The organism is Pseudidiomarina taiwanensis (assembly GCF_003987435.1).
In the GTDB taxonomy this organism is placed as follows: domain Bacteria; phylum Pseudomonadota; class Gammaproteobacteria; order Enterobacterales; family Alteromonadaceae; genus Pseudidiomarina; species Pseudidiomarina taiwanensis.
This window is the reverse complement of the sequence record NZ_PIQG01000005.1, coordinates 22,580-44,201: the sequence shown is the minus strand read 5'-3', so window position 1 is coordinate 44,201 and position 21,622 is coordinate 22,580. Positions and strand designations below refer to the sequence as shown.

Below are 21,622 nucleotides of genomic sequence, written 5' to 3'. Positions count from 1 at the left end.
CAAGCTTATAGGATCTAGGATTTTGAGCATACATGACGCCTCTCAATTCGCTGTCGGCCAGCGTTGGTTAAGCGAAACGGAAACTGAGCAAGGACTCGGTCTACTGACGCAAATTGAAGGACGGATGCTAACCCTCTTATTTCCTGCAACCGAAGAAATCCGCCACTACGCCATGGACGCCGCCCCATTGGCGCGTTACCAACTTTTTGTCGATGATATCGGCAGCCATCAAGCAGGATGGAATTTTCGCGTTGAAAAGATAGAAACTAAACAAGGTGTGCACCACTATTTCGGGACTCGCCAAGATAGCGGTGAAGCCGTTACCGTTATCGAGACACAGTTAGCTGCAAATGTGGCGACGAGTCATCCTCTGACTCGGATCCTTGCCGGTAAAGTCCATCGCCTTGATCTCTACCGACTGCGCCAGCAAGCGCTCAAGTACTTTGGGCAGTGGCAGCAATCTGGCGTCGTTGGACTGCTCGGTGCAAGAGCTGAATTGTTACCTCATCAGCTTTACGTCGCTGATCAAGTGGCCAATCGCGCGCTGCCGCGAGTGATGTTGGCCGATGAAGTTGGCCTTGGCAAAACCATTGAAGCAGGCTATATCATCCAACGTAGGCTGTTAACGGGGCGTAGTAAGCGCTTGCTTATTATTGTTCCGGATGCACTTTGCCATCAATGGTTAGTTGAATTACAACGACGCTTTGGACTCACTGTGAGCCTATTTGATGAACAGCGATGTGAGCAAAGCTTAAGTGGTGAGCAAGCGGTATTTTCAACAGAGCAACGGGTGTTAATCCCTCAATCCCTATTGCAGCATCCGCTCTGGAGCGATGAATTAACCGAGGTCAACTGGGATCTCGTCATCATTGATGAGGCGCATCAGCTTAATCCAACCAGTGCAGCTGGGCTCAAAATACGCCAACTTTGCCCCGCCGAGACAGGTCTTATCCTGTTGACTGCGACGCCTGAACAAGCCGGCTTACGAGCACACTTTGATTGGCTAACGGTATTGGATCCACAACGTTTTCATGATTATCCGGCGTTTTGTCGCGAACAAGAGGACTATCATCAACTGGCGGACATCGCCGCGACCCTTGCTACCGATCACTCCCTTAGCACCAGTCAAATCGATGTGCTAACCGAAAAATTAGGCCAGCAAGAGTTCGCTACGGAGACATCCGAACAGCGCCATCACTTGCTGACCGAGTTGCTCGATCGCCACGCCACTGGGCGAGTGATGTTTCGCAATAGCCGAAGCCACGTCGGTGGCTTCCCAAAACGGATTTTGCATGACTATCCGCTCACTTCCGACAGCAAAGCAGATTGGCTATTGCAACTACTGAAGCAGCAGCGTGGTGAAAAATTTGTGCTGATTTGTGCAAGCAGTAGCTTGGCATTAGAGCTTGCAGAGTTCCTGCGAGTGAAAGCGGGTATCTACGCGGCACTTTTTCATGAGCAACAGACCTTGATCGAGCGCGATCGAGCAGCCGCTTATTTTGCCAATCCAGAAGAAGCTTGCCCGATTCTAATTTGTTCGGAACTTGGCAGTGAAGGTCGAAATTTTCAGTTCGTTCAACATCTGATTCTATTCGATCTCCCTGCACACCCGGATACTCTGGAACAACGCATTGGTCGCCTAGACCGTATCGGTCAAGCGAGTGAAGTTCACCTTCATGTGCCATTGCTGGGTTGGCAAGATCAGGTTCGTTTCACTTGGTACCAAGCAATGGCGGCGTTTGCCCAGCCAAATGCCATTGGTTCGGGCTTGTTTGCGCAATTCCGCGACCAGGTTGCCGCACTCGAGCAACTTAGCTCACCTGAGCATGGCCCGCTACAGACATTAGCAACTGCAACTCAAACTGCCGCACAAGAACTTCGCGAGCAAGTCGCACAGGGCAGAGATCGTTTACAAGAATTAAATGCGTGTCGTCCAGCTGCAGCCGAGCAACTTGTTAACAGCATAGAGGCAATTACGGAACAGCTCCCACTGCGCAAATTCCTGCTCCAGTTTTGGGAACATTTTGGCCTTGAATATGACAGTTTAGACCAACTTACCGGCTGGTTACGCCCGACTGAACACCTGCGTGTTCCGCTTAGCGGAATTAACGATGAAGGACTGACCGTCACGTTCGACCGCAACTATGCTTTAAATCATGAGGATGTGGTGTACCTAACCTGGGATCATCCCCATGTGCAAGAAGCACTTGAACTTTTTGCGCGCGAGCCATTTGGCAGCACTTGCGTGGGCTTGCTGAATAATCGTGCGTTAGCAGCGGGCACTTGGTTCCTTGAAGTGAATTTCAAAACAGAAATTCTGGCACCAGCACATCTTGCCGGACAAGAGTTTTATCCTCCGCAATTGTTGCGTGTATTTGTCGATAGCACCGGTCGAAACCTCAGCGAACGCGTTGCTGCAGAGGCGCTTGAAGCACAGCTTCGGCATGTCGATAAAAAGCAAGCGCGGCTGATTCTCAAACAACTACGGAGTCCCATTCAGCAATTACTGGGCAGTACGTGGGAACCAGCGGAGCAATTGCAGCAACCCTTGATTGAGCGAGCGCAACAACGGCTACAAACTCAACTGGGGCAGCAAATAGAGCGCCTGCGCTACCTAAGCACCCGCAATCCAGCCGTTACTGCTGAAGATATCGAGCAGGTACGCCGGCGCCAGCACACGTTAATGCAAGCGTTAACAGCTCCGGTGCTACAATTAGATAGTATTCGTGTGATAGTGAATGTGCCGCAATGACGCTATTAACTTATCAGCCTCCACTTGACCCTTATCTTGATATTTTGCATCAAGATGAGGCAATTATTGTGGCCAATAAGCCGCCAGGGTTATTGAGTGTGCCAGGTAAAGACCCGGCCCACTATGATGCCCTTAGCAGCCGCTTAGCGCGCGTCTGGCCGAGCACCCGAATTATCCATCGGCTTGATATGGCAACCTCCGGATTGTTGGTGTTTGCCTTGTACAAATCGGCACAAGCGCATTTACAACGGCAATTCGAACGCCGCCAAGTGCACAAGCGCTATCGCGCCTTAGTTGCGGGTCAGCTGCCGGCACGAGCAGGAACAATTGAACTTCCGCTGCGTTGCGACTGGCCCAATCGACCACGGCAGATGGTAGACCTAAGCTTGGGCAAGTTTGCTTGCACGCATTATCAAACAGTGCAGGTACAGACAGTGGCTGGAGCCGTTCAAACTGAGGTTTTGTTGACGCCTTATACTGGGCGTTCTCATCAGTTACGCGTGCATATGCAAAGTTTAGGAACACCCATTTTAGGAGACAAATTCTACGCTCATCCAGCTGCCTTTGCCGCGAGTTCACGGCTTTGCTTGCACGCTGAGGAGCTCGGTTTTTATCACCCAGAAACAGAGCAATGGCTCTCGTTCAATCTCCCCGCTGCTTTTTAATCAACTCATAAGCTGCTTGGATTTGTTGCGCTTTTTGTTGCGCGGACTCTCGCATTTCCGGCGGTAAGCCTTGCGCTGCAAGTTTATCGGGGTGATGCTTCGCCATCAATTTGCGATAGGCTTTCTTAACTTCCGCTGAACTCGCGGAAGCATCAACCCCAAGCACGGCATAAGCATCGGCTAAATGCTCCGCCGCACTGGCGCGGCGTGAACCGTGTTGGTCGTTGGTAAAACGCTGTCCTGCCTGCGCCATATTTAGCCACGCATTAATTTGCGCGGCATTAAAGCCAAGTGCTTGGCCAACGCGCAGAATAACTTGTTTTTCACCGGCTTCGAGCACCCCATCATGAAGGGCCAAGATGAGAACCTGTTGCATGAAAAACTGGAGAATGTCACGCCGCCAGAAAAATTGGCGACGGAATACCTTAACGCGCTGCTCCAGTGGGAAATCAGCCGCCTTACCTGCGGCAAATGCAGCTTTCGCGGCGGTCATCGCGGCTTGATCTAAGCGCAGCTGTTGCATCAACTGCTGCGCATACTGAATATCTTGCTCGGTTACGCGGCCTTTACTCTTTGCCATATGACCCAGTACCGCGAATAAGGTCTCAGAGAATAGTGCATGACTCGAGCGTGTCTCAGTCTGTGATTCAAATGCTCGGCGAAAGCTTTGATCGAACCAATGACCAATCGCCAAGCCGACGATCATGCCGACGAAACGACCGAGCATAAACCCAAACAGGGCGCCTAGAATCTTACCCCACATCAATCATGTACCTCGCGAAGTTGTTGTAATCGTTGCGGTGTGCCCACATCCGTCCACGGCTGACCAATCACACTCCCCATGGCTCGATGCTGCGCAATCGCTTGCTCGATAAAGGGTCGCAACGGGAGAAAATATTCAGCGCCAGCTTGATAATTTGCAAATAACCGTGGGTGAATCAGTGCCATGCCGCTATAGGTATATGTCACCGCTTCGGGGGCGACTAATTGGTCACCTTGCAGACTAAAATCGCCGCTCGCATTATGTGCTGGATTGCTGACTAAAAGCAGATGCATATCAGTTTCTTGCGGTAACTCACGCGGAAATTCGGCGAATGGGAATTCGGTGAAAATATCTCCGTTGATCAACCAAAACGGCTGCTCGCCCAGCAGCGGTAACGCCCGAATAATTCCGCCCGCTGTTTCGAGGCCGCCCGCAGGTTCGGCAGAATAGCTGATTGAGACGCCAAAACGCTCGCCTGAACCAAACTCTTGTTCAATCTGCTCGCCCAACCAAGCATGATTAATCACCACCTGTTCAATGCCTTGCTCAGCCAACTTATGCAAGTGGTGAGCGAGCAGTGGCTTTCCGCCAACCTGCAACAAAGGCTTAGGCTGCACATCGGTAAGCGGTCGCATCCGCTCACCGCGCCCGGCGGCCAGAATCATTGCTTTCATTGCATTTGCTCCCAAGCGGGCAGCACAACATCGGCGAGCAATGTATGGAAGTCGCTGAACTGCGGATATTTGTCGCTCACGCTGAGCATATAATTTAAGGTATTCGGAATATCCTGCAGATAGCCCGCTTTCCCATCGCGGTGATAGAGTCGTGCAAAAATACCTGCCGCTTTACTGTGGCGTTGTAACCCCATCAAATCAAACCAACGCTGAAATTGCTGCCATGACACATTCGCTGCGAGCAATTCAGTTTGCTGTAATTGTTGATAAAAGGAGTGACATAACTCATCGACTAAGGTTTCCGGCCAGCGGACATAGCAATCCCGTAACAAACTGACTGCGTCGTAGGTTATCGGTCCAACTACGGCATCTTGAAAGTCAATGCAACCCAGCTCTGAGTCAGATGTCACCATCAAATTTCGAGCATGATAGTCACGATGCACTCCGACTTGTGGCTGCTCTAAGGCATTATCAATCAGCTGCCCGGCAAAGTTCTGCCAAATTTGGTTCTGCTCAGGGCTCAGATCTAAGCCCAAATGCACCGTTACGAGCCAGTCGTAGAATAAATTTAGTTCACGTCGCAGTAGGGCTTCATCATAACGCGGTAAGGGTCCCAGCTCGGTTGCAGTCACTTGCATAATTTGCGGGAGCGTCGCCAGCGCTTGCTGATAATAACGTGGCGCATTTGCTTCAGTAAGCTCTGCGAGGAGGAGGGTTGAGCCGAAGTCGCTCAATAGCATAAAGCCTTGCTCCTCATCAAAATCGATCACAGCGGGCACTTGAATTCCTGCCGCAGCATAAGCCTTGGCAATCGCCATAAATGGCTGCAAAGATTCTTGCGGCGGTGGGGCGTCCACAGCAATCACACTGCGATGGTCTTGATAGGCCCTAAAATAGCGCCGAAAGCTGGCATCCCCTGAGACTGACTCTAGTCCATTCGGCTGCATGCCGATACGGGCCTCACACCAAGCCTGTAATGCTAGTTTTCGATTGTTTTTCAAACGACATCCTTTCTGGCAGGTCAAGCAAAATTGCTTTATCATACCTTGCACACGAGACAGATTAAAATTGGAATCCAAACGAGATGGTCAAAACAGGCAGAAAACATGCTTGGTTAGCAGTTGTGGCGCTTGTCAGCCCGCTTACTAGCCCAGTTATGGCGAATTCTGCCGGGGCAGCGGAAGAGCCTATTGCAACTGGCCTATGTCCGATCCCACAAGCTTTGATCCAACGTCCACTAGAGCCTATAGCCAACCTTCAAGAGGGCGCAATTGGGGTGCGTTCGAGCCGCGCTGATATCGACTCTGAAACCCAGATTGCCTCGTTCTTTGGCGATGTTGAGGTCCAGTTTGGTCAACAAACACTGTTTACGGAACAGGCCCAGGTCAATCAACTCAGCGGCAATATCAATGCCAGTGGTGAAACTCTTTTTACCGATGGTTATGTTGAGGTCGCCAGTGAAAACTTTCGCCTCAACTCAGGGGAAAACCGCGCGTATCTGAGTGGCGCAACTTATCAGATGCGAACCAATGGTGCCCGCGGTGAAGCGGACATCTTGTCACTCTCCGAGGCGCAAGTGCGCTTAGAAGGGGCCACCTTTACCACCTGCCCGACCGAGAACCCAGCATGGCGGATGAGTGCGGAACAAATCACCATCAATGAAGATGAGGCTTTTGGCGAAGCACGTCATGCCAAAATTGAACTGTTTGGAGTTCCCGTTTTATACCTGCCTTACTTGAATTTTCCAGTCAGTGATGAGCGTAAATCTGGATTTTTATTCCCGACCGTACGTTCCTCTCAGCGCCATGGTTTTGAGCTTGAGCTACCCTACTACCTGAACCTTGCCAACAATATGGATGCAACTATCACGCCTCGTTACATGGCGAAGCGGGGCACCATGCTGCAAGCCGAGTATCGCTATTTAAGCGAAGCTGGAAATGGCCAAGTGAATTTTGGTTATCTCAACGATGATGCCAGCCTAGAGAGTGAGCAATCGCGATTCTTTTGGCGACTCGAGCAACAGCAACAATGGTCGCCGAATTGGCGCAGCTATATTAACGCGTTGGTGATCAGTGATGATGATTATATCAATGATTTTGGCAGTGACTTTGCCGGCCGTGCGGACGCTCAATTATATCGCCATGCGCAACTTGATTATCACGCTGATGCGTTAAGCGCGATGCTGCGCATTGAGGATTTTGAGTTACTCGGGAGCTATCGGGCTGCCTATCGGACATTACCGCAGTTGAACCTTACCTACCAAGGTACGGGCGAGCTCGGGCTTGATTATCGTGTTTACACCGAGCTCACCCGCTTTCAAAATCAAGAACTCAGTAGCGATACCGTAACGCGATTTCATCTTGAGCCTGAGCTGAGCTATCAGGTTGAGCGCCCTGCTTATGATTGGGAAGCAAACCTTAGCTACTCGTATACTCGCTACCAACAAGATGCCAACCTTCTCGATGGCCGTAGTGAGGACCCCGACCGAGCGCTACCGAGCTTCCGCTGGCGTGGACGCTTAAACCTCGAACGACAGTTTACTTGGGGTGAGCGCACGTACTTGCAAACCCTGCAACCACAGATTCAGTATTTATACCGCCCTTATCGCGACCAAAGTGGGATCGGGATTTATGATTCAACCTTGATGCAAGATGACTACCGTGGACTATTCCGCGAGCGGCGTTTCTCAGGGCTTGACCGTATCGCTGACGCTAATCAGGTCACGATTGGGGCAACCACCAGCTTTGCAACTGCGCAAGCGCGTGAGGTTGCGCGCTTCAGTATTGCGCAAATTCATTACTTCAAAGAGAGTCGAACCCAACTGTTCGATAGTAGCAGCGCGATTCTAAATAATAACTCTGACTTGGCCGCTGAGGTGCGCTTTCAGCTGAGCGATAACTGGTCTTTTGCCAGTGATCTTCAATACGATATGGAACTCAATCGAACTCAAAAGAGTCAGACCGCGTTAGAGTATCGAAAAGATCCAAACAACCTGTTCCAAATTAGTCATCGTAACGCGATTAATTTACTTGATGATGATATCGAACAGATCGGGATGCAGGCTATCGCGGAGCTTACCCCGCAATGGCAATTAGCGGGGAACTGGTACTATGATATCGAAAACCGCCGCACCAATGATGCGCTCTTGGCCCTGCAGTATAGTGACTGCTGCTGGGCTTTGAGGTTTGGCTTCTATCGGCGGATTAATCGAAATCTAGAGTTACAGCAAAACACTCCGTTGCTCGGAACCCCCGAGTTTGATAACGGATTTAGTGTGCAATTAATGATAAAAGGTTTGGGTAGTGATAATCGCAGCTTGATCGACTTACTCGAGCAAAGTTTATTCGGTTATCGACACCCTTTTCATTTGAGTAATTAGGTAGTTTTCATGAGACAAGTTTTAGCAATAGTTTGTGCGATAAGTGTCAGTTTCACCAGTTTCGTCGCAAGCGCCCAAGAAGTCCTCGATAAAGTCGCGGTGGTCGTCAATGATGGCGTTGTCCTCGATAGTGAAATTGAACAAATGATTCGGCAAGTAAAACTCAATGCCCAGACCCAGGGCTTGCGACTACCTGACGATGAAGTATTGCGTGAACAAGCGATTGACCGTCTGGTCCTGCGTGAGTTGCAGTTGCAAATGGCCCAACGTATGGGGATCGAGGTGAGTGATGCCCAATTACAAATGACCATCGAAAGTATTGCTGCTGAAGAAGGTATGGGGCTAGAAGCCTTCCGACAAACGATTCTCAATAGCGGAATGGACTGGGAAACGTATCTCGAGAGCGTGCGCCGTGAAATGGTCACCGGTGAAGTTCAGCGTAATGCTGTGCGACGTCGTGTTTACATCTCGCCGCAAGAGATTTCGAATCTCACTGAAATGATGGCCGAAATGACCCAGAATGAAGTTGAGTATCGCCTCAGTCAGATTCTAATTGGCATCACTGATAGTAATAACCCCGAGCAAGTTCAGCGCTCGCGCCGCTTAGCGGAAGAAGTTCTGACACGTCTTCGCGATGGCGCCGACTTTGCTGAGACGGCCCTGACCTCTTCATCTGGTTCTCGGGCGCTGGAGGGGGGTGATTTGGGCTGGATGAATATTAACGCGATGCCCACTCTATTCGCTGAAGCAGTGCGCGATAAGCGCAAAGGTGAACTGATTGGTCCAATTAAAAGTGGGATTGGCTTTCACATCTTAAAAGTCTCCGATGTGCGCGGTATTGAAACTGTTGAAATCGAAGAAGTTAAAGTGCGCCATATTCTGATCACGCCATCGATTATCTTGTCTGACAATCGCGCCAAAGAGATGCTGACTGAGATTAGAACCCAGATCTTGAATGGTGAAATTAGCTTCAAAGAGGCTGCCCTTGAATATTCAGCGGATCCCGGCTCTGCAGGTCAAGGTGGTGAACTCGGTTGGTCAGAACCCAACGTCTATGCCGAAGCATTCCAGCAAGCCATTGCCCGTTCTGACATTGGTGAAATCAGCATGCCATTCCGCTCTGAGTTTGGTTGGCATATTCTTGAGGTACAAGAGCGTCGTACTCAAGATGCAACCGAGCGCAGCAATCAAAATCGTGCTTATCAGCTGATTTACAGCCGTAAATACCAAGAAGAATTAGAAAATTGGCAACAAGAAATCCGTGACCAAGCTTACATTGAACGGGTCGACTAATGGTCGCACGGATCGCATTCACTGCTGGGGAGCCAGCAGGTATTGGTCCTGATCTACTGGTCAAGCTTGCGCAGCAAGATTGGCCCGTTCAATTAATCGGTTTAGCCGATCGAAATGTCTTACTAGAACGCGCAACCCAACTCGGGTTGCCGTTAACCATCAGTGCTTATGACCCCAGCCAAGCGGCTGTGCCACATCAAGCACAACACCTCACTGTGATTGATTGCCCGAGCGCCACACCGGTGCACCCAGGTCGGCTTGATAGCCTTAATAGTCGCGCCGTTGTTGCCAGTTTAGAACGGGCGGCGCAAGGCGCTTTGAGTGGTGAATTCTCCGCTATCGTCACGGGGCCTGTTCACAAAGGGGTCATTAACGAAGCAGGCATCACATTTAGCGGACACACCGAGTTTTTTGCGCACATCAGCAAAACTCCGCGCGTTGTGATGATGCTGGCGACGACCGGATTGCGCGTTGCATTAGTGACTACTCACTTACCTCTTCGAGACGTTGCAGATGCCATTACGCCAGCAGCGGTAACCGAAACTATCGACATCGTCGCTAGCGAACTACAACAACGCTTTGGACTGCAGCAACCGCGCATTCTGGTCACTGGGCTAAATCCGCATGCGGGTGAGCAAGGACACCTAGGACGCGAAGAACTGGAGGTAATCACCCCTGCTATCGAGCAAGCCCAGCGAGCAGGCATTGCGGTGACTGGACCCTGGCCCGCGGATACGATTTTTCAGCCAGATTACCTGCGCCAAGCGGATTGCGTCATTGCAATGTATCATGATCAAGGATTACCCGTGCTCAAGTACAAAGGCTTTGGAGATGCCATAAACATCACCCTCGGCCTTCCTTTTATTCGTACGTCAGTTGATCACGGGACTGCCCTTGATCGGGCGGGCACTGCGGAAATCCATGTAGGCAGTGCCAAACTCGCACTGCAAACCGCTATAGAAATGAGCCAAGTATGAACAAAACACATTTAGGTCACCGTGCGCGCAAACGCTTCGGCCAAAATTTCTTACATGATGAGCAAGTCATCGATGATATTGTCGCAGCGATTGGCCCCATGGAGGGACAAAATCTTATCGAAATCGGTCCAGGACTTGCCGCGCTGACCGAACCCGTCGCTGAGCAAATCGATCATTTAACCGTGGTCGAACTCGACCGTGATCTTGCTGATCGACTTGAACATCATCCATTCCTTGCCCCAAAACTGACCGTTTATCGGGGTGATGCCTTGAAGACTGATTTCCGCCAGTTTCAGCAAGCAGATGAAAAGTTGCGGGTCTTTGGTAACCTTCCTTACAACATTTCGACCCCCTTGATTTTCCATTTGCTCGACCATATTGAAGTGATTGCGGACATGCATTTTATGTTGCAAAAGGAAGTGGTCGATCGGCTAGCGGCTGAACCTAATAGCAAAGCCTATGGTCGAGTGAGTGTCAGTGTACAGCAGTGTTGTCGTGTTGAGCCGGTATTACGCGTTCCGGCTGGAGCCTTTACACCACCGCCCAAAGTTGAGTCTGCGGTCGTGCGCTTGGTTCCCTATGCTGAACCACCCTACCCAGTTGCCAGCCGCGAGCATCTGAAGAAAGTGACACAATTGGCCTTTCAGCAACGCCGCAAGACACTCCGCAATAATTTAAAGGACATTATTTCTGAGCAACAACTCGAGGCGCTCGGTATCGACCCAACAGCGCGACCCGAAACCCTCGAAGTTGAAGCTTTTTGCAAACTCGCAAATTGGTACACTGAAAATTATGCATGATATTCAAATAGCAGTTGTTACTGAGTATCTCGAGGCCCAGTCAGTGCCTGAGCAGAATCAGTTTGTTTTTGCTTATACCATTACCATTGCTAATCATAGCAATGAGCCGGTGCAATTGTTGCGCCGCGCTTGGGAAATCACCGATGCAGAGCAAAAAGTCACGAAAGTAGCGGGCGATGGCGTGGTCGGGCAACAACCCAAAATTGAGCCAGACGCAGATTACAGTTACACCTCAGGAACCGTAATCACCACCCCTGTTGGCACAATGCAAGGGCACTATACTTTTGTGGGTGCCGATGGGGAGGAGTTTGACGTGCCGATCCCATCTTTTCTCCTCGCACTGCCAAATATCGTTCACTAACCCGAGGCGATTTAGCATGGCGCACTATATCGTTGGAGATTTACAGGGTTGTGCCACCGAGCTGAAACAGTTGCTCGCGCAAGTCAACTTCAATCCTAAACTCGACAGCTTATGGTGTGTCGGTGACCTCGTCGCCCGAGGCCCTGCCTCCCTTGAGTGTTTGCAGGTTATTCGCGACTTAGGCAATGCGGCCAAGGTCGTGCTCGGGAACCATGATTTAAATTTACTCGCGGTTATATTAGGCGTTCGCAGCGCCCATCCAAGTGACCGCTTACAGGCCATTTTGGATCTCCCTAAAACCGAGCAATTGGAGTGGCTCGATTGGCTCCGCCAACAACCACTGATGCGCCAGCATCAAAATTTGGTTATCAGCCATGCAGGAATTTATCCATGGTGGTCGATAGCAAAAGCCCAAGCCTTAGCGCAAGAAGTCGAAAACCAGTTGCAGCAAGCCGACCACGCCGAGCTAACCGAACTGTTTGAGAAGATGTATGGCAATACGCCGAACAGATGGGATGATGACTTAACTGGAGTTGAGCGAACCCGTTTTATTATTAATGCCTTCACTCGTATGCGTTATGTTGAGGCGGACGGTGCGCTAAATTTCAGTTTTAAAGGTCCACCGCCTAGCCGTCATCGGCCTCAGCAGCTTGTACCTTGGTTTGAACTCTGGCCGGTTACGGAACAAACGTTAGTGTTTGGCCATTGGGCTGCATTGCACGGAGAGACACTACGAGATGACGTGATTGGGCTTGATACTGGTTGCGTTTGGGGGCAACAGCTCACTTTTATGCGCTGGCCAGATGGCCAGCGCTACCAAGCTGAAGCAATCGTTAGAGCAAACTAACGCGCGCGAATTTACGCTTACCGACTTGATATACTGCGGTGGTCGATGGCGCAATTTCCAGTTTGGTGTCAGTCACTTTCTCACCATCAATTTTGACCGCACCTTGCTTGATCATCCGCATCGCATCAGAGGTCGATGCGACTAAGTTGGCCGCTTTTAAAAGATTCGCAATCAACATCGGAGCCCCTGCAGCATCTAGCTCCAGTTCCGGCATTTCATCTGGAATTGCGTTTTTACTGAAGCGTTGAATAAAGTCTTGTTCAGCCGCATCAGCCGATGCGTCATCATGGAAACGCGCAATTAACTCTTTGGCAAGCAGGATTTTATAATCGCGCGGATTTGCACCATCACTAATCGCTTGTTTAAATTCATCGACTTCAGCGAGCGGACGGAAACTCAGAAGCTCATAGTAACGCCACATCAACTCATCTGAAATTGACATAACTTTGCCAAACATATCATTGGGGGTATCGGTAATACCGATATAATTCCCCAGTGACTTCGACATTTTTTGAACGCCATCCAGACCTTCTAATAAGGGCATCATCACCACAGTCTGTGGGCGTTGCCCTTCTTCTTTTTGCAGTTCTCGACCCATCAGCAGGTTGAATCTTTGGTCAGTTCCGCCTAGCTCGACGTCCGCTTGCAATGCGACTGAATCCCAACCTTGGACTAATGGGTACAAAAATTCATGAATCGCAATCGGCTGCCCGCTGCTGTAGCGCTTTTTGAAATCATCTCGCTCCAGCATCCGTGCGACAGTTTGCCGCGCCGCAAGCTTGATCATGCCGTCCGCACCGACTTTACTCATCCATTCAGAGTTAAAGCGAATTTCAGTTTTAGCCGGATCCAAAATCTTAAAGACTTGCTCTTTATACGTTTGCGCGTTAGCGAGAACTTCTTCTGGGGTGAGCGGCTTACGTGTCACGTTTTTCCCAGTTGGGTCTCCAATCATTCCGGTGAAGTCCCCAATTAAGAACACAACTTTATGACCAAGGTCTTGAAAAACCTTCATTTTATTAATGAGGACTGTATGGCCTAAGTGGAGATCAGGCGCTGTTGGATCAAACCCCGCTTTAATCGTTAGGGGCTTCCCAGTTGCTAATTTTTCGCGTAACTCATCGGTTAGCAAAATTTCTTCTGTACCACGCTCTATTTCAGCAAGGGCTTCAGCAACAGCTTGATTCATTCTGGCAACTCTCCGGCAATGATAAATTCGTCTACAAACCCGTCATTGTAGGGTAAAGCGACTGGAAAATCAGCACAGTTCGTATTATTCTGCTGAGATAATCATAAGATTTTGTGCGCAACTACGGATGCCTATGAAGTACATTCCAATTCGAATCTCTCGAGCGCTTGCTCGAGCTTTTCAAAACTTGCCGCGACGCCATCAGGTTTTGCTGTCCTCGGTGTGCGCGCTAACGCTACTGGTGACGCTACTCCCATCAGAGCCAGCAAGTGCTTCCCAAAATGCACAAAAACCCAAACTTGATGCGCAAGAACTGATTCTCGGTCAACGCTATCAATTGCCGCTAAATATCAGTCAAACTGAAGACATCAGCGAACAAGCTCCGTTAGATGACATCCGTTGGAGTGGCTATGAAGTCAAAAGCGGAGATAGCCTAGCGCTAATTTTTGATCGCATGGGGCTTACCCCACAACAACTCTATCAAGTGACCCGCGATAAGCAGGGTGATCAGTTGCTGCGGAAAATTCACCCGGGCGATACGTTACGCTTTGCCCGCAACAGCGAAGGTGACCTGCTTCAGCTTGCTTATAGTCTCAATGCAACCGATACCTTAATTATCTCGAAAACAGCAACAGGCTATGTCAGCGAAATCGAGCAAAAAGCGGTTGAGACCCGCGAAAGCTTTGCCCACGCTGAGATCACCAGTAGCTTCTGGAATGCGGCGATTAGTGCTGGACTTGCCGAAAATCAAATCATGAGCATTGCCGACATGTTTGGCTGGGACATTGACTTTGCCCTCGACATTCGTGAAGGCGATGAATTTAGTGTGCTGTTTGAAAAAAATTACGTCGATGGCGAGTTTATTGGCTACGGCCGTATTCTTGCGGCAGAATTTATTAATCGTGGTAACGCATACCAAGCAATTCTGCATGATAATGGCGAGTACTACACCGCTGAAGGTCGTGCGATGCGCAAGTCATTCTTGCGTTCACCGGTTAACTTTACCTATATCAGTTCGAACTTTAACCCGCGTCGATTGCACCCTGTGACCGGACGTGTTCGCCCGCACAATGGCATCGACTATGTTGCCAGTGTTGGCACTCCAGTCATGTCATCGGGCGACGGTAAAGTGATTGCCAGCGCCTACAATAATCTCAATGGTCATTATGTCTTCATCCAACATGGTGAACGGTACGTGACCAAATATCTCCATTTGAGTAAACGCCATGTTCGCACAGGCGACCGTGTTAAGCAGGGACAAACGATCGGCCGTGTTGGTGCCACTGGACGAGTGACCGGAGCACACCTTCATTACGAATTTTTAGTGGATGGCGTGCACCGTAATCCACGTACCGTGGAATTGCCTCAAGCTGAATCGCTTGCACAAAGCGAGTTACCTCGCTTTACCCGGCTGGCTGAACAGCGCTTAGCAATTCTCAACGATAACCGTCGTATCCTTATTGCCTTGCGCTAATGCCTGATCCGCAAATTTACCTTGGCCTGATGTCGGGAACTAGCGTTGATGGTATCGATGCGGTGGCGGTTGAGTTTGCAGATGATCAACAACTGCGTGTATTAGGCCATTTTCAACAACCATTCGAACCTGAGCAACAACAGCAACTGCAGCAGCTGATTAGCCAACACCGCAATGCCAGCTTGGACGACTATGCCCGACTTGATCAACTTTGGGCTGAATGGGCTGCACAGGCTGTGACTCAATTGCTCGACGTGTGTGAACTTGAACCAGAGCAAATTGCCGCAATTGGCAGTCATGGCCAAACGATCGCTCATTTTCCGAATGCAAAGCCTGCATATACCCTGCAACTTGGCGACCCTAACCGGTTGGCGGCACTGACCAACATTGCTGTTGTGGCCGACTTTCGGCGCAAGGACGTCGCACTCGGCGGGCAAGGAGCTCCCTTGGTTCCGGCATTCCATAGCGAAATCCTTCGCCACCCGCAAAAGCATCGACTGATTCTGAATCTTGGCGGTATCGCCAATGTCACCTGGCTGCCAGCCGGCTCGAACGAAATTCTAGGGTTTGATACCGGGCCTGCGAACACTTTATTGGATCAGTGGTTCTTACGGCACAATCCCAATGCCCCGCAAAAATATGATAAAGACGGTGCTTTTGCTCGCCGCGGGCGAGTCAATGAAGCGCTACTGAGCGCGCTCCTCAAGCATCCGTTTTTTAGTCTCAAACCACCTAAAAGTACTGGCCGTGAGGACTTTCATCTGGGCTGGTTAGAGCAGTATGCAAATGGTCTTGAAGCTACCGATGTACAACGAACACTGGTCGAGCTCACCTGCACCTCTATCACTGGCGCCATTCACACCCACCTACCGAACGCGGTCGCTGAGGTTATTGTCGCAGGTGGAGGGCGATTTAATACGTTTTTACTCGAGTGTTTAGCGCGCCAGCTAAAGCCGATTAACTTGGTACCTATCGAGCAATTTGGATTTGCCGCAGAACAACTTGAAGCGATTGCTTTTGCTTGGCTGGCGAAACAACGCCTCGCTAAAGCAAATGGCAGTATTGCTGCGGTGACTGGAGCGCAGCGCGCAGCAATACTTGGTGGCGTTTATTTACCCTAATTGAGCAAATGCGTTGCGGCTGAGGTTTTCGTGTGGGCCCTCAGCTTTAACGACGATACTATCCTCGATGCGGACGCCACCATATGGACGTAACTCGTCGATAACCTGCCAATTAAAATCTGCGTTGTCCGCGAATGGCTCAAGCAACTGATCGATAATGTAAAGACCTGGCTCGATAGTAAACACTTGGTTTGCTTCGATATCGCGCAATAATCGTAGGAATGGATGACGCGTATCACGATCAAAATGGTCACCTTGCTCATTACGCAAGAAGCCGCCTACATCATGCACTTGCAAGCCAATGAAATGACCTAGTCCATGCGGGAAGAACGCACTTGAGTAACCTTGCTCATAAATCGATTCTGGGGTGCCTTTGACAACATTCAAATCGGCAAGGATTTGCGCCAGCATGAGATGTTGCTCAACATGCAGTTGGCGATAATTCATTCCCACTTGAATCTTCGCAATCAGTTCCTGTTGCGCTTGATCGACGCGTTGTACTAACTCAGCATACAGCGTATCACTTGAACGAGCATAGGTACGGGTAATGTCCGCGCAATAGCCATTATAGAGCGCGCCTGCATCAATCAAAAACGAGCGCGATGACTCAGGCCGCTGCGTCGCAAGCACATCATAGTGCAGTGCTGCGCCATGCTCGTTTAGCGCCACAATGCTGTTGTAAGGTAGCTCTTGCTCGCGGCAGTCAATGGCCGCCAGATAAGCATGATGAATTTCCAGCTCAGACGCCCCCGCAAAGAATGCATCACGTGCCGCATTATGTGCTGTTGCTGCGCGCAAGTTCGCTGCGCGCATATTGTCAATTTCCCACGCTGTCTTTTTCGCTCGGTGAAAATGCAGATGATGAATCAGTGCTTCTGGATTGTGCGCTGCAACCGGCCATTGCGCGACAGGTTCGGCAAAATGCTCGCCAATAAATGCGGCTTGCTGAAGCTCCGCACCCAAGTCACGGGCGATATCTGCAACATCAGCAACGATCCGTAAATCAACGTATTGCTGCCATGGCTCGAGTTCGACATGGATATCGGCATGCCAGAAATCTCGTGGCTTATGCAGATAGACCACTGGCTTCTGCCCAGCTTTGTAAAATACTGCACTTTTGGGGCTTTGCGTGACCGGTAGCCAATATTTAAACAGCGGATTAACCTTGTATGGCGCTGGATTATCGTCGAGAAACGCAACCCGTGGCTGACCAGAGTAAATCAACACCGAGTCATAGCCAGTGGCAGCTAACGCTTGATCAAAGCGCGCCCGAACCGTTGCAATATGGTCCGCATACAAAGTCATAAAACACCTTTTGGGATTAGATTGAGAAGCTTGCACCACAACCACAGGTGGTCGTAGCATTCGGATTATCGACAAAAAAGCGGGCGCCTTGCAGGCCTTCTTCATAATTGACCGTGCCACCGACAAGGTATTGTAAACTCATCGGATCGACCACCAAAGTAACGCCATTGCGTTCAATTTCCATATCGCCTGCGTTCACTTTTTCGTCAAAAGTGAAGCCATATTGGAAACCTGAACAACCGCCACCTGTGACATAAACACGGAGCTTTAAATTCGGATTTTCCTCATCGGCAATAAGCGTCTTCACTTTATTCGCCGCAGCTTCCGTAAATTGGATCGGCATCGCTTGTTCAACTGCTGTCATGATGTCACCGTACCTCCTAGTGATAAGGTAGATATTTTCTCTTACCTGACTAAAAGGGTCAAGTATTGTCCACCAATTGCGCCCAGTAGAAGCTTCGCGCGAGGTTCTCTTGGTTGCGGCCAGAAACCTCAATTGCGACATCAATCCGCTCAGGAATAAACCCATCTGGGAGAATAAAGTCACCCGCCTGCACGGTAAAGTAGCGCATACTAAACGCCGCATCTTCAGCACTGATATTCGCCAATTCATGCAAGTCATAATGCTGGCCTTGCTCGCCAACTCGACCATAAAGCCGCATACTGACTCGGCCTTTGGTTAGCGCTCGGTCTCGCTCGAGCTGTACAATTGCGAGGCGGAAATGAAAGTGCCCCGGCCGCGGGTGTGGCTGCAATTCGAGTGAGTCAATACTTACCCCGCCGGCTTCTAACTCAGGGGCCATAATTTTTTGATAGAAGGCAATCTCCCGACGCAACGCAAAATTCTCATCCTGCACACTCAAAAGTTCGCTCTGCAAACTCTCCGTCGCAGCTTTCTCGATCCCAAGTTCGACCTGAGCGATGTGCTGCTGATAATCAAATGTTTCTGCCCGTTGATACAACTGCTCGACTTGCGCTTCGAGCGCGGCAATCCTTTGTTGCTGGACAAAACTATGCCAGTGGCCCAACAGATAACCACACCCCGCACCGAGTATCACCGCTACAATGATGACCAATACGGTCACCTGCCGGTTTAGGCGGACATAATCAATCACCTGCAACGCTTTGCCTTTATCTTTCATTCAGTTCCCGCATGCCTTAAACTTGAGACGCTAACTTAAAGGGAAAACGTCGCGATGGCAATTCTATGGTACAAAGCCTTACATATCATTTTCATGGTGTCTTGGTTCGCCGGGATTTTTTATTTGCCTCGCTTGTTTGTCTATCATGCTCAAAGTAACGAGCCGATTGTTCATGATCAGCTCAAAATTATGGAACGACGCTTACTCTACTTCGTGACTCCCTTTGCGATTTTAACCCTCGTATTCGGCCTCCTATTAATTTATGAATATGGCAGTGCCTGGTTCAAATTTAGCGGTTGGATGCATGTCAAGCTGGTGTTAGTCGCCCTACTGTACGGGTATCATGGCTATTGCTTTAAACTCTTGGCTGACTTTAAACACGACCGTAACCGGCGCAGTCACAAGTTTTATCGCGTGTTCAATGAGGTCCCTGTACTGGCATTATTCGCGATCGTTATTTTGGCCATATTAAAACCTTTTTGAGCCATTCAACCGCTCATTAAAACCTGCTAGAATTAGCCCTCAGTGCATCTCACTGTAAGGCTGACGTTAATGGACTTTACCGGTTCAAACATTCTTTCGGTCGCGCAATTCGATCGCGACAGTATTCACCATATTTTTCGGGTGGCCGATCGTATGATGCCATATGCCCACCGGCATAAGCGTACACGGGTCCTCGATGGTGCCATTCTTGGTAATTTGTTCTTTGAACCTTCGACCCGTACTCGTGTTAGCTTTGGTACCGCCTTCAACTTGCTCGGCGGGCATGTTCGCGAAACTACTGGAATGGAGAGTTCAGCACTGGCGAAGGGTGAGTCGCTATTCGATACGGCACGCGTGCTAAGCAGTTACAGTGATGTCATCGCCATGCGCCACCCGCGAGCAGGCTCGGTAGCTGAATTCGCTGAAGGCAGTCGAGTCCCTGTTATCAATGGCGGTGATGGTGCCAACGAGCACCCAACCCAAGCCTTACTCGACTTATATACCATTCAAAAAGAGCTGGCTCATCATGGCCAGTCCATTGCCGGCATGCACATTTGTATGATGGGCGATTTAAAATTCGGCCGTACCGTGCACTCGCTTTCGAAGTTGCTCGCACTGTTCCCAGGGATACGCTTTACCTTGATTGCCCCGCGCGAGCTAGCCATGCCAGATAGCGTGTTAGATGTGCTGACCAATGCCGGTCACCAAGTCACCCTAACGGATCAATTTTCGGCCCAAGTTGATGCGGATATTGTGTATCAGACACGTATTCAGCAAGAGCGTTTTAGCGACGCTCAAGAAGCGGATCTTTATCGTGGCAAATTCCGCCTCAATAGTGAGATTTACACCAAGCATTTCAAACCCAATACCGTCATCATGCATCCGCTCCCGCGTGACTCGCGAGCCGAAGCCAATGAGTTGGATAATGACCTGAACCAAAATCCAAATTTGGCCATATTCCGTCAAGCAGATAACGGTGTATTAATTCGTATGGCGCTGTTTGCGCTTACTCTAGGCGTTGCCGACCAAGTCGAGAAACACGAAGCTGAAGTGACTTGGGTCAGCCACAAAACCACGCCTTAACTCGACCAAAAGAGGAACACGATGTCTCGTTCTGAAGATTTATTTGCCCAAGCTCAATTGTCAATTCCCGGCGGTGTTAACTCGCCAGTACGAGCATTCAACGGTGTGGGTGGCTCGCCAATTTTCATCGAGAGCGCCGATGGTGCCTACATGTTCGATGCTGATGGCAAGCGTTATATCGACTACATCGGTTCATGGGGGCCTATGATTTTGGGGCATAACCACCCCGCTATTGCGAAAGCAACTCACCAAGCGGTAGACCGAGGTCTAAGCTTTGGAACCCCGACCGCGATGGAAGTCACGATGGCGGAAAAAATTAAAGATATCGTCCCGTCGATTGAAAAAGTCCGAATGGTTAACTCGGGAACCGAAGCCACCATGACCGCAATTCGACTAGCCCGCGGTTACACTGGGCGTGACAAAATCTTGAAGTTTGAGGGGAACTACCACGGCCACGCTGATTCTTTATTAGTCAAAGCAGGCTCGGGGCTGTTGACTCTTGGCGTCCCGAACTCGCCGGGAATTCCTGAAGACTTCGCCAAACACACGCTAACGGTGACTTATAACGATATTGACTCAGTTCGTTCGATCTTCGCCGAACTCGGTGATGAAATCGCGGCGATTATTGTGGAACCTGTTGCCGGTAATATGAACTGTATCCCACCTGTTCCAGGCTTTTTAGAAGGACTACGAGACGTCTGTGATGAGTACGGTAGCGTGTTGATTTTTGACGAAGTCATGACCGGCTTCCGAGTCTCACGTGGCGGAGCCCAAGAGCATTACGGCGTAACCCCTGATTTAACCACCTTAGGAAAAGTTATTGGTGGCGGTATGCCCGTGGGTGCCTTTGGCGGTAAAAAAGAAATCATGGATTACATCGCGCCAGTTGGGCCGGTCTATCAAGCCGGAACGCTTTCTGGTAACCCGGTAGCCATGGCCGCTGGTTATGCGGCGCTGACCGAGCTTAGCGATCCGGAGTTATATCCGCGCATTTTTGCGCGAGTTGAGAAGCTACTCGACGGCTTACAAGCCCGAGCAGACGCAGCGGGAATTCCGCTAACCACCAACCGCGCGGGTTCTATGTTTGGTTTCTTCTTTACCACTGCAGAGAAAGTGACCACTTACCAACAGGCGACCGAATGCAACATGGAGCACTTTAAAGCCTTCTATCACAGTATGCTGGATCAAGGGGTGTATTTAGCACCTTCCGCTTTTGAAGCGGGCTTTATGTCTGGCGCCCACACCGACGCGGATATTGATGCAACCTTAGCCGCTGCTGAAGTTGCTTTTGCGCAGTTGGCAAAGCTCGGCTAA

20 protein-coding genes are annotated in these 21,622 nt (G+C 50.1%); 13 read left to right on the top strand and 7 right to left on the bottom strand.

Going from position 1 to position 21,622, the window contains the following annotated elements; genetic code table 11:
• Nucleotides 1–22: 22 nt before the first annotated feature.
• Together CWI83_RS09445 and CWI83_RS09440 are read left to right on the top strand one after the other, a co-directional pair.
• Nucleotides 23–2,752, top strand: coding sequence for an SNF2-related protein (locus CWI83_RS09445; RefSeq protein WP_198677285.1), 2,730 nt, complete (start codon nucleotides 23–25; stop codon nucleotides 2,750–2,752).
• A complete protein-coding gene (locus tag CWI83_RS09440) occupies nucleotides 2,749–3,417 on the top strand; it encodes a pseudouridine synthase (protein WP_126828427.1) in 669 nt (222 codons plus the stop codon). Before CWI83_RS09445 ends, CWI83_RS09440 begins: the two co-directional genes overlap by 4 nt.
• Here CWI83_RS09440 and djlA read toward each other — a convergent pair.
• The 3 genes from djlA to CWI83_RS09425 are packed head-to-tail and all read right to left on the bottom strand — an operon-like array spanning nucleotide 3,395 to nucleotide 5,855.
• Nucleotides 3,395–4,183: a co-chaperone DjlA gene (gene djlA / locus CWI83_RS09435; protein WP_126828425.1), complete on the bottom strand. Its 789-nt coding sequence runs from the start codon at nucleotides 4,181–4,183 to the stop codon at nucleotides 3,395–3,397. The two genes, CWI83_RS09440 and djlA, sit on opposite strands and share 23 nt — an antisense overlap.
• A complete protein-coding gene (murU, locus tag CWI83_RS09430; protein WP_126828423.1) occupies nucleotides 4,180–4,854 on the bottom strand; it encodes an N-acetylmuramate alpha-1-phosphate uridylyltransferase MurU in 675 nt (224 codons plus the stop codon). The genes djlA and murU overlap by 4 nt, the downstream gene beginning before the upstream one ends.
• Nucleotides 4,851–5,855, bottom strand: coding sequence for an aminoglycoside phosphotransferase family protein (locus tag CWI83_RS09425; protein WP_126828421.1), 1,005 nt, complete (start codon nucleotides 5,853–5,855; stop codon nucleotides 4,851–4,853). The genes murU and CWI83_RS09425 overlap by 4 nt, the downstream gene beginning before the upstream one ends.
• An 83-nt stretch (nucleotides 5,856–5,938) precedes the next feature.
• On the opposite strand from CWI83_RS09425, the gene CWI83_RS09420 reads away from it, so the two are divergent.
• The 6 genes from CWI83_RS09420 to CWI83_RS09395 are packed head-to-tail and all read left to right on the top strand — an operon-like array spanning nucleotide 5,939 to nucleotide 12,511.
• Nucleotides 5,939–8,233 (top strand): LPS-assembly protein LptD, encoded by a 2,295-nt coding sequence (locus CWI83_RS09420; RefSeq protein ID WP_126828419.1) that lies wholly within the window; start codon nucleotides 5,939–5,941, stop codon nucleotides 8,231–8,233.
• Nucleotides 8,234–8,242: 9 nt separating this feature from the next.
• Nucleotides 8,243–9,526, top strand: a complete 1,284-nt coding sequence (gene surA, locus CWI83_RS09415) for a peptidylprolyl isomerase SurA (RefSeq protein ID WP_126828417.1) — start codon at nucleotides 8,243–8,245, stop codon at nucleotides 9,524–9,526.
• Complete coding sequence (pdxA, locus tag CWI83_RS09410) at nucleotides 9,526–10,503, top strand: 4-hydroxythreonine-4-phosphate dehydrogenase PdxA (protein ID WP_126828415.1); 978 nt, start codon at nucleotides 9,526–9,528, stop codon at nucleotides 10,501–10,503. The genes surA and pdxA overlap by 1 nt, the downstream gene beginning before the upstream one ends.
• Nucleotides 10,500–11,303, top strand: coding sequence for a 16S rRNA (adenine(1518)-N(6)/adenine(1519)-N(6))-dimethyltransferase RsmA (rsmA, locus tag CWI83_RS09405; protein ID WP_126828413.1), 804 nt, complete (start codon nucleotides 10,500–10,502; stop codon nucleotides 11,301–11,303). Before pdxA ends, rsmA begins: the two co-directional genes overlap by 4 nt.
• Nucleotides 11,296–11,664: a Co2+/Mg2+ efflux protein ApaG gene (gene apaG / locus CWI83_RS09400; protein WP_126828411.1), complete on the top strand. Its 369-nt coding sequence runs from the start codon at nucleotides 11,296–11,298 to the stop codon at nucleotides 11,662–11,664. The genes rsmA and apaG overlap by 8 nt, the downstream gene beginning before the upstream one ends.
• A 16-nt stretch (nucleotides 11,665–11,680) precedes the next feature.
• Nucleotides 11,681–12,511 (top strand): symmetrical bis(5'-nucleosyl)-tetraphosphatase, encoded by an 831-nt coding sequence (locus tag CWI83_RS09395; RefSeq protein ID WP_126828409.1) that lies wholly within the window; start codon nucleotides 11,681–11,683, stop codon nucleotides 12,509–12,511.
• Here CWI83_RS09395 and tyrS read toward each other — a convergent pair.
• Nucleotides 12,498–13,700 (bottom strand): tyrosine--tRNA ligase, encoded by a 1,203-nt coding sequence (gene tyrS / locus CWI83_RS09390; RefSeq protein ID WP_126828407.1) that lies wholly within the window; start codon nucleotides 13,698–13,700, stop codon nucleotides 12,498–12,500. The two genes, CWI83_RS09395 and tyrS, sit on opposite strands and share 14 nt — an antisense overlap.
• Nucleotides 13,701–13,833: 133 nt before the next feature.
• Between tyrS and CWI83_RS09385 the strand changes: the two genes are divergently transcribed.
• Nucleotides 13,834–15,174 (top strand): peptidoglycan DD-metalloendopeptidase family protein, encoded by a 1,341-nt coding sequence (locus tag CWI83_RS09385; RefSeq protein WP_198677284.1) that lies wholly within the window; start codon nucleotides 13,834–13,836, stop codon nucleotides 15,172–15,174.
• Nucleotides 15,174–16,295: an anhydro-N-acetylmuramic acid kinase gene (locus tag CWI83_RS09380; protein ID WP_126828403.1), complete on the top strand. Its 1,122-nt coding sequence runs from the start codon at nucleotides 15,174–15,176 to the stop codon at nucleotides 16,293–16,295. The genes CWI83_RS09385 and CWI83_RS09380 overlap by 1 nt, the downstream gene beginning before the upstream one ends.
• Here the strand turns inward: CWI83_RS09380 and pepQ are convergent.
• Genes pepQ through CWI83_RS09365 form a run of 3 tightly spaced genes read right to left on the bottom strand, consistent with a single transcriptional unit; the run spans nucleotide 16,287 to nucleotide 18,742 of the window.
• On the bottom strand, nucleotides 16,287–17,600 hold the full coding sequence (pepQ, locus tag CWI83_RS09375; protein ID WP_126828401.1) for a Xaa-Pro dipeptidase: 1,314 nt from the start codon (nucleotides 17,598–17,600) through the stop codon (nucleotides 16,287–16,289). The two genes, CWI83_RS09380 and pepQ, sit on opposite strands and share 9 nt — an antisense overlap.
• Before the next feature lie 16 nt (nucleotides 17,601–17,616).
• Nucleotides 17,617–17,964 carry an iron-sulfur cluster insertion protein ErpA gene (erpA, locus tag CWI83_RS09370; RefSeq protein WP_126828399.1) on the bottom strand — a complete coding sequence of 116 codons (348 nt, stop codon included), beginning with the start codon at nucleotides 17,962–17,964 and terminating at the stop codon, nucleotides 17,617–17,619.
• 58 nt (nucleotides 17,965–18,022) lie between these two features.
• Complete coding sequence (locus CWI83_RS09365; RefSeq protein WP_126828397.1) at nucleotides 18,023–18,742, bottom strand: DUF6776 family protein; 720 nt, start codon at nucleotides 18,740–18,742, stop codon at nucleotides 18,023–18,025.
• 54 nt (nucleotides 18,743–18,796) lie between these two features.
• Here CWI83_RS09365 and hemJ point away from each other — a divergent pair, with 54 nt between their 5' ends.
• The 3 genes from hemJ to hemL all read left to right on the top strand — a co-directional run bounded on the left by hemJ (nucleotide 18,797) and on the right by hemL (nucleotide 21,622).
• On the top strand, nucleotides 18,797–19,225 hold the full coding sequence (gene hemJ, locus CWI83_RS09360; protein ID WP_126828396.1) for a protoporphyrinogen oxidase HemJ: 429 nt from the start codon (nucleotides 18,797–18,799) through the stop codon (nucleotides 19,223–19,225).
• A gap of 69 nt (nucleotides 19,226–19,294) precedes the next feature.
• The gene (locus CWI83_RS09355; protein ID WP_126828394.1) at nucleotides 19,295–20,308 is read left to right on the top strand and encodes an aspartate carbamoyltransferase; all 1,014 of its coding nucleotides are present in this window, start codon (nucleotides 19,295–19,297) and stop codon (nucleotides 20,306–20,308) included.
• Nucleotides 20,309–20,329: 21 nt separating this feature from the next.
• The gene (gene hemL / locus CWI83_RS09350) at nucleotides 20,330–21,622 is read left to right on the top strand and encodes a glutamate-1-semialdehyde 2,1-aminomutase (protein WP_126828392.1); all 1,293 of its coding nucleotides are present in this window, start codon (nucleotides 20,330–20,332) and stop codon (nucleotides 21,620–21,622) included.